The sequence below is a fragment of the Stutzerimonas kunmingensis genome (genome assembly GCF_900114065.1).
In the GTDB taxonomy this organism is placed as follows: Bacteria; Pseudomonadota; Gammaproteobacteria; order Pseudomonadales; family Pseudomonadaceae; genus Stutzerimonas; species Stutzerimonas kunmingensis.
The window spans coordinates 152,661-159,418 of the sequence record NZ_FORS01000009.1; the positions used below are offsets into that span (position 1 = coordinate 152,661).

At 62.0% G+C, this 6,758-nt stretch carries 8 protein-coding genes and 1 pseudogene; 3 read left to right on the forward strand and 6 right to left on the reverse strand.

The annotated features are described in order from the left end of the window. From icmH to BM275_RS18785, 6 genes are all read right to left on the reverse strand, one after another. Positions 1–882, reverse strand: a complete 882-nt coding sequence (gene icmH / locus BM275_RS18760) for a type IVB secretion system protein IcmH/DotU (RefSeq protein WP_041015473.1) — start codon at positions 880–882, stop codon at positions 1–3. A 5-nt stretch (positions 883–887) separates the two neighbouring features. Further along, complete coding sequence (gene tssK, locus BM275_RS18765; RefSeq protein ID WP_090522906.1) at positions 888–2,219, reverse strand: type VI secretion system baseplate subunit TssK; 1,332 nt, start codon at positions 2,217–2,219, stop codon at positions 888–890. Between the two features lie 2 nt (positions 2,220–2,221). Continuing rightward, a complete protein-coding gene (gene tssJ, locus BM275_RS18770) occupies positions 2,222–2,704 on the reverse strand; it encodes a type VI secretion system lipoprotein TssJ (protein ID WP_090522908.1) in 483 nt (160 codons plus the stop codon). 4 nt (positions 2,705–2,708) lie between these two features. Next, positions 2,709–3,905 carry a type VI secretion system-associated FHA domain protein TagH gene (gene tagH, locus BM275_RS18775; RefSeq protein ID WP_090522910.1) on the reverse strand — a complete coding sequence of 399 codons (1,197 nt, stop codon included), beginning with the start codon at positions 3,903–3,905 and terminating at the stop codon, positions 2,709–2,711. A gap of 20 nt (positions 3,906–3,925) precedes the next feature. Next, positions 3,926–4,060 carry a hypothetical protein gene (locus tag BM275_RS18780; RefSeq protein WP_014822124.1) on the reverse strand — a complete coding sequence of 45 codons (135 nt, stop codon included), beginning with the start codon at positions 4,058–4,060 and terminating at the stop codon, positions 3,926–3,928. A gap of 641 nt (positions 4,061–4,701) precedes the next feature. After that, positions 4,702–4,947 (reverse strand): hypothetical protein, encoded by a 246-nt coding sequence (locus tag BM275_RS18785; RefSeq protein WP_017676523.1) that lies wholly within the window; start codon positions 4,945–4,947, stop codon positions 4,702–4,704. Between the two features lie 337 nt (positions 4,948–5,284). Between BM275_RS18785 and BM275_RS18790 the strand changes: the two genes are divergently transcribed. The 3 genes and pseudogenes from BM275_RS18790 to BM275_RS18800 all read left to right on the forward strand — a co-directional run. Then, positions 5,285–5,755 (forward strand): antitoxin Xre/MbcA/ParS toxin-binding domain-containing protein, encoded by a 471-nt coding sequence (locus BM275_RS18790; RefSeq protein ID WP_003288362.1) that lies wholly within the window; start codon positions 5,285–5,287, stop codon positions 5,753–5,755. Continuing rightward, a complete protein-coding gene (locus BM275_RS18795) occupies positions 5,752–6,243 on the forward strand; it encodes an RES family NAD+ phosphorylase (protein WP_017676524.1) in 492 nt (163 codons plus the stop codon). Before BM275_RS18790 ends, BM275_RS18795 begins: the two co-directional genes overlap by 4 nt. Before the next feature lie 312 nt (positions 6,244–6,555). Continuing rightward, positions 6,556–6,758: pseudogene (locus BM275_RS18800) on the forward strand (IS21 family transposase); the annotation flags it as partial.

Below are 6,758 nucleotides of genomic sequence, written 5' to 3' on the forward strand. Positions count from 1 at the left end.
TCATTTCATCCCTGAAAAGGTGGAATCGCCGGCATCCATGTCCAGCGAGCGATAGGGTTGCAGCACGCTCTCGCGTTGTTCGCCCAGCACCCAGGCGAAACCGCCGTAGATCACCCCGAGGCACATCAGGGTGAACAGCGCGACCATCCACCAGGGCACGATGCGCACCAGGCGCCGGCGGGTGTCCTTGAGGCCCTCCCAGTGCGGCGACAGCTCGCGCGGTATGTCGCCACGCATCTGCCTGATCTGCCGGTAGAGGCTGTCGCGCACCGCTTCCAGCTCGAGCATGCCGCGCGGCAACACGCGGTACTTGCCCTCGAAGCCGAGGGACAGGCACAGGTACATCAGTTCGAGCATCGGCAGGTGCTTGACCGGGTTGCGCGATAGCCGCTCGAGCAGCTGGAAGAACTTCTCGCCGCCGAAGGTCTCGTTGTGGAAGGAGGACAGCAGACTCATCTGCGACCATTCGCTCTCGTTGCCCCAGGGCGTGGTCACTACGGCCTCGTCGAGAATGGTGCAGAGCACGTAGCGCGCCGCCATCACCTGACTGCTCTCGGCGCCGTCGTGCAGGGCGCGGTGCTCGAACAGCTTGATCGCGCTGCTCAATTGCCGGTGCAGTGCCTGCAGGTCTTCGCTGTCCAGGCTGTGCTTGAGCCGTACCACTTCCGAGAGCAGCGGCGAGGCGGCGGCCACCAGCGGATTGAGACTGATGTTGAAGGTTTCCGCCGGGCGCAGGCGGGCGGCGTAGATCATCCGCTCCTCCAGCTGCTCGAAGCGAGGCGGGGTGTCGAAGTCGGTCAACGGGCTCTGTGCCGGGGCCTCGCCGGCGCGGTTGACGATGACCGTGTGGTCGTCCTGTCCGTAATCCATTTCCTTGATCATGTCGCTCAGTCCCTGACCGCCCAGAATTTCAGTTCGAGCCCGGTGAAGTCACCGGACACATGGAAGGCAAAGCCGCCGGAGCGCTCCAGCTGCGCCTGGTCCTCGGCGCTGAGTTCCAGCGCGAAATAGGTCTTGCCGGCATGGAAGGGGATCTGCCGCGGCGCCACCGGCAGCGGCTTGATGCGGATGCCCGGCAGATGCAGGTTGACCAGCTGGCGGATGCGCTCCACCGGGCCGATCTTCAGGTGCGCCGGCAGGCGGGTGCGCAGGGTTTCCGAATCGCACTGGGCGCTGGCGGCGAGCACGAAGGATGCCGTGCCGAGCAGCTTGTGATCGTGCAGTGGCGATACCTGGATGCCGTACTGGCGCTGCTGCAGCAGCAGTTCGATGGCGTGCTGCTCGAGCACCATCGACAGCACCTGGCGGATCGCGTCCATCAGCTTGCGGAAGCTCGCGCCCTGGTCACTGTGCTGGTAACGACCGTCCAGGCGCGGACGCTTGCTCTCGCTGGAGAAGGTCGCCAGCTCGCCGAGCAGGCCAAGCAGGTCGCGGTAGATCTGCTCCGGGTGCACCTGCTCCACGCCCAGGTAGTGGCGCAGCACCGGTTCGTGACGGTTGATCAGCTGCAGCATCATGAAGTCGCCGACCTCGGCGCCACCGACCTTGCCGGTGGCGCTGATGCGCTCGGCGAGGGTATCGCCGCGGTGGGCGAGCATGCTGATCACTTCCTTCAGGCAGGACAGCAGATAGCCTGAGGCCTGGAAGTTGACGTAGGTCGGAATGAACTCGGGGTCGAGGCTAATGACCCCGTCCGGCGTGGTGTCGAGCACCTCGCACAGCTGCAGTTTCACGTAGGCCTGGTCGCTCTGCTGCTCGCTCAGCAGCAGGTGGAAATCCGGCAGCCCGGTGCTGACCTGGCTGGTGCTGCTGTCGCCGGCATTGGAGTCGGCGACATCCAGCTCATGGGCGGTGTAGCGCGCCAGCACGTCCTTCTGTTCGGGACGACGCGTTTCGATGTGGTTGCCGGTAACCAGTGGCAGCGCGAGGTATACCGGTGTACTGCCGGTGTTCGGCGGAATGTCCAGCGCCAATGGCTCGCGCTCGCTGCCCAGCTCGAACAGCGTGCCGTCCGGGAGGATGCCGCTGGCCTGGCTGAGCACCAGCTTGCCCATGTTGAGGAACTGGCGGTCGATCTCCAAATTGAAGAAACCCCAGGCATAGCTGCCCAGCTTCTGGGTGCGCGCCTTGAGTTGGTGATCGTAGTAGCGATCGTTCTGCTGGAAGTGTTGCGGACGCAGCAGCATGCCTTCCTGCCAGACAACCTTGTGCAGGCTCATGCTTATTTTCCTTCTTCGGCGAGCGGGTCGAACAGCGCGATGCCGCGCTCATCCAGGCTTAGGGCGACACGGGTGCGCTCTTGCGGCGGCACGGCGATGACGTAGCGCCAGCTGGCTTCCGGCAGGTCGCGGTAGGCGGCCAGCACGCCGACATAGCGGCTGCCCTCCTGCACCGATAGCTTCAGCTCGCGGCTTTCGCCGGGACGCAGTTCCAGTTCCTCGGAGGTCACCAGGTCTGGCGCCAGGGCTTCCTTGGGCCGCTGGTAGAGGGCGAAGAAGTCGCCGTTTTCGAACGCCACCGGATGCTTGAGCTCCAGCAGGCGCAGCACGATCGGCGACGGCCGGCCGTTGAGGTCGGGATTGAGATGGTCGCTGCCGTGCAGTTCGAGGTCGAGCTTGGTCAGCTTGGAGTACGGCGACAGCGCCGAGCAGCCGCCCAGCACGAGCAGCGAGGCCAGCATGGCCAGGGTGATGCGACGAGGCATGGGATCATCCTTGATGGGTTGAATCGAGCGTGGCGATCAGGCGCACCTGCTCCTCATAGGTCTTGGCGAAGTCGCGGGCGAACAGCCGTTCGCTCCAGTCGGCGTCCTGGCCGAGGCTGTGATGCAACCGGCGGTAGGCGCGCCAGCGACTGCCGGCGGTGGCGATCAGCGGCTTGCGGCCCTCGCGTTCGAAACGCAGTGCCAGCTGCTCCGGCGCCAGCTGTTCGAACATGGCGTGAACGGCGGCGCGGCTGGCCGCCAGCAGTGCCACCTGATGCGCCTGCAGGTCGCGGAAGGCGCGTCCGATGGCCTGTTCGGCCGAGAGCTGGCCGGGCTTGCCACCGCGCAGCAGGGCGCTCACGGCCTCACCCATATCGGCACTGTGCTTGAGTGGGTTGTTGCCGGCGCTCTGCACAGTGGTCAACGCCAGGCGCAACTCGTTCTTCAGCTCGCTGCGGGTGCGTAGGCTCTGCTGCAGGCCGCCGACGCTCTGCTTGAGCAGGCGAGCGGCAGTCAGTGCCAGGGCCTGGCGCTGGTCCTCATCGAGATCGTCGAGATCGATGCCCAGCGCCTCGCCGAAACGCGCCCAGAATCCCTGCGGCTGTCGTTCGGGCTCGGCTTCGCGCTTGGCTTCCGGCGCTGCCTGAGGCATGACCAGCTCCGGCAACGGCAGGCTTTCTATGTCGATGCGCGCGTAGTCGCGCTGCTGCGCCTGGCGCTGTGGCGCTACCAGGGCGAGGTCGAGGTCGTCTACCTCGGCATAGACGCGCTCCTGCTGATCCATGGCAACCAGCGGATCGAGGTCGAGAAAAGCGTCGTCGGGGATGATGCTGCCGGCCGGCTGCGGGCGGCCGATGTCGCCTTCGAACAGCGCCGGGTCCTGAATCAGCCGGGCGCGGATCTCGAAGTCGCCCAGGCAGTAGACGCTGCCATGCTCGATGCGCTGCGGCTGGCCCTTGACCAGGCTGGCGCCACTGTCCTTGAGCTGGACGCCGTTGCTGCTGGTGTCGGTGAGAAAGAAGGCGCCGTCGCGGTAGCTGATCACCGCGTGACGCCCGGAGAGGACGCGCTTGCGATCCGGGATCACCCAATCGCAGCCTTCGGCCCGGCCGATCACGCCGCCGGCCTGCTTGAAGGTTTTGGTGGTCAGCAGACCCGGCACGAATTGCTGGGCGCCCACCATATCGAAGACCAGTTCCATGGTCGTGTCGCTCCTTGCGGTCACTGGCCGCGATTCAAAGCCTGCGGGTCGCCCAGCGGACGATATTGGTCATCGTTGAATTTGTAGTTGCCGGTGCAGCCGGTGAGCAGGGCCGCGGCGAAGAGCGAAACGAGGGCGTAATAGCGCACGGGCACGCGATTTCCTCCTTGAAGTCGTGTGTGGGGGGCAAGGTGCGCATGGCGCGACCTGGTCGGCGCATTGAAGTTCAGTTGTCCTGCAGGCTCGGTGATCGGGTTCACAGAACACCCGTTGGATGCGTCTAAAACGAGCGTGAGGTCAGGTTGGCGCAGGCCGATGGCGCCGCATGGCAGGTTTCCCTTGCATCAGCATCCCGATGCAGGCAGGGCGGCCTGCACTTGCCTGTATTGGCTTTTGGCCGATCGAGGGCAACGGTCTGAAGATGGTGCGCAGAAACGACAAAGCCCGCAGTGAGCGGGCTTTGTCGGAGCGTTTCGAGCGGGACTCGAAACGACTATCTATATGGCGCATCCGGCGGGATTCGAACCCCCTTCGGAGGCCAATACGGTACAGGAATCTTGGTTGACTAGTAATGCTCTTGAACGTCTCTAAGTGCCGTGAAATCGAGGCTTTGCCCTGTGTCGTTGTCTACAGTTTATGGCTCTTGACGCTACCTAAGGGCGGTTACCTAAGGCACAAAACACGAAATCTGGATTCTCGGTTTTTGACCACTAGCTCGCCGGGCTTCGTCCTGCCGCTGGAACTTGTTGAGGTCAGCCGCCATGCGGCGGAGTAATCCTCGGGAGCTGGAAGCAGCTCATCCATCCTTGGAGCCCAAGTCGCTTGCGATCTTGCCGAAGGACTCCCAGTGGCCAACCAGCTCATCAACGCGATCAGGAATGCGTGGAGTCTTACTGAGTACCAGGCAACGGGTGGTGCCTACATACTCCTCGAGCAGGTAGAGCGTGCTTCCAACATCGACTCCCATTTCCTGCAGAACGTCGTGGGGCAGGCGAATGGCACCATCGCCTTCCCAGTCTTCGATCACTACATGATGTTTCATCGCGACTCCAAAAGACGGTTGGATGAGGTGTCCGCAAGGGGAGGCGGCAGGCTGCTGCCAACTAAATCCCGCGGCGTAGACCGGCAGCATAGCAAAGAGCGAGCAGGCTCGAGAAAGGTAACGAACGCGTCTATCCCAGCCATTGCTGTCGGTGGACGAAAACTCACCCGAGCAGCTCAACTGCGCAAGTCGGGAACGAGCACCCGGAATGGGGCGTCAGGAATGCGCACAATCGATTCAGACCACGAACAGAGCGATACCAGAGGCACTTACCTGCCGCATGACGCGCCAAATGACGCTACAATAATGCCATATGTCGCATCTGGAGGAATACGTTATGGTTTCCGCCGACACTCGCACCCGCAAGGCAGCACCCGCCGCCCGTAGGCCAACGGAATACCTTTTCCAAAGTGACTCTGACCAGCTCAGTCCGGTCATGGTCTACAGGCTCACGGTCAAAGGCTTCAACCTGAAAGACGTGCAAGACATGCTTGCGATTTCTGATCTGTATTCGACGAAGAAGATCATGAGTCGCATTGTGGGCAAGTCCATCAGGACGATTCAGCGCCAGGGCAGCAAGCAACCAGCACACCTCAACTCCCAACAGAGCGCCGTGGCCTTCCAGTACGCGAAGGTGCTGGAGCACGCGATCAATGTATTCGGCACCCAAAAGCTGGCCGAAGAATGGCTAGGGCGCCCTTGCAAGTATCTGGACGGTGACGTGCCGCTGGACGTTATCGACAACCCAGTGGGGTTTCAGGCAGTCGAGGACTATCTAGAGCGCATTGAGTACGGGGTCTATCAGTGAACCCATTACCCTGGTCTGGCTCATGGTACGCATGGCGCCTCGACCGTGAGCTCTACAAGGACACCTGGGACAGTGGCATTGGTGCCCACAAGCTGGGTGGCCGCTGGAACGTTCCGGGGCGAAACGTTGTATACGCATCGGCAGATCCCTCAACCGCCATCTTGGAGGTGGCGGCGCATGTCGGCTTCGATGCGTTGGATACGGTTGCGCATGTGCTCACATGCTTCGAGGTGCTCGATCAAAGCCTTATCAAGGTCGTACAGCCTGAAGATGTTCCCAATCCTATCTGGCTGACGAGTGCATCCGCTTCACCTAACCAGCAGAAATTTGCAGACGCCCTGCTGGCCGAGCATCCGTTCGTACTGATCCCATCCGCCGTCACTCGCCACTCTTGGAACTTGCTTGTCAGTCGCGAGCTGGCCGAGGGCAGGTATCGAATGATCAGCCAAGAACGCTTCGGCCTGGATACGCGCCTCGTTAAGGTCTGAGCCGCTTTGCGCTGGCTGAGCCAGCAGTGTCTTTCAGGTGAACGCCTTTAGATTGCGTGACAGCTCTTCACGTAGCCGTAGTACCAGGACGTGTACCGGCCAGAACAAAAGGCCCTACCTGTCCCCCTGATTTACAACTCATCTCTAGCCGCAGCTTCTGACAATTGAACTCGCCCCAGGTCTATTAGTGTTGCCGCTGACCGAAAACTGACCCAGTAGAGGCTGTTCTGCCGACTGAAAACTGACCCAGGTGTTCAACTGCTTCTGCTCAATTTTTGAGCAGGAGAACACAGGGTGATCAGTATGGAAATGATGGGCAAAATCCGCCGGATGTATTTCCGCGACAAGCTGTCGCTGCATGAGATAGCCAAGCGCACCGGGTTGGCGCGCAACACGATTCGCAAGTGGGTCAGAGCACCTGAGGCCAAGCCGCCGGTCTACCAACGCCGCGCGATCTTCAACAAACTCAGCCCTTTTCACGCCACGCTGGAGCAGGCGCTAAAAGCCGATTCGCT

Coding starts and splice junctions, on each gene's coding strand:
- tssK (WP_090522906.1), bottom strand. CDS start 2,219: ATGAGCCTGCACAAGGTTGTCTGGCAGGAAGGCATGCTGCTGCGTCCG.
- tagH (WP_090522910.1), bottom strand. CDS start 3,905: ATGGAACTGGTCTTCGATATGGTGGGCGCCCAGCAATTCGTGCCGGGT.
- BM275_RS18790 (WP_003288362.1), top strand. CDS start 5,285: ATGGTTTCCGCCGACACTCGCACCCGCAAGGCAGCACCCGCCGCCCGT.
- tssJ (WP_090522908.1), bottom strand. CDS start 2,704: ATGCCTCGTCGCATCACCCTGGCCATGCTGGCCTCGCTGCTCGTGCTG.
- icmH (WP_041015473.1), bottom strand. CDS start 882: ATGATCAAGGAAATGGATTACGGACAGGACGACCACACGGTCATCGTC.
- BM275_RS18785 (WP_017676523.1), bottom strand. CDS start 4,947: ATGAAACATCATGTAGTGATCGAAGACTGGGAAGGCGATGGTGCCATT.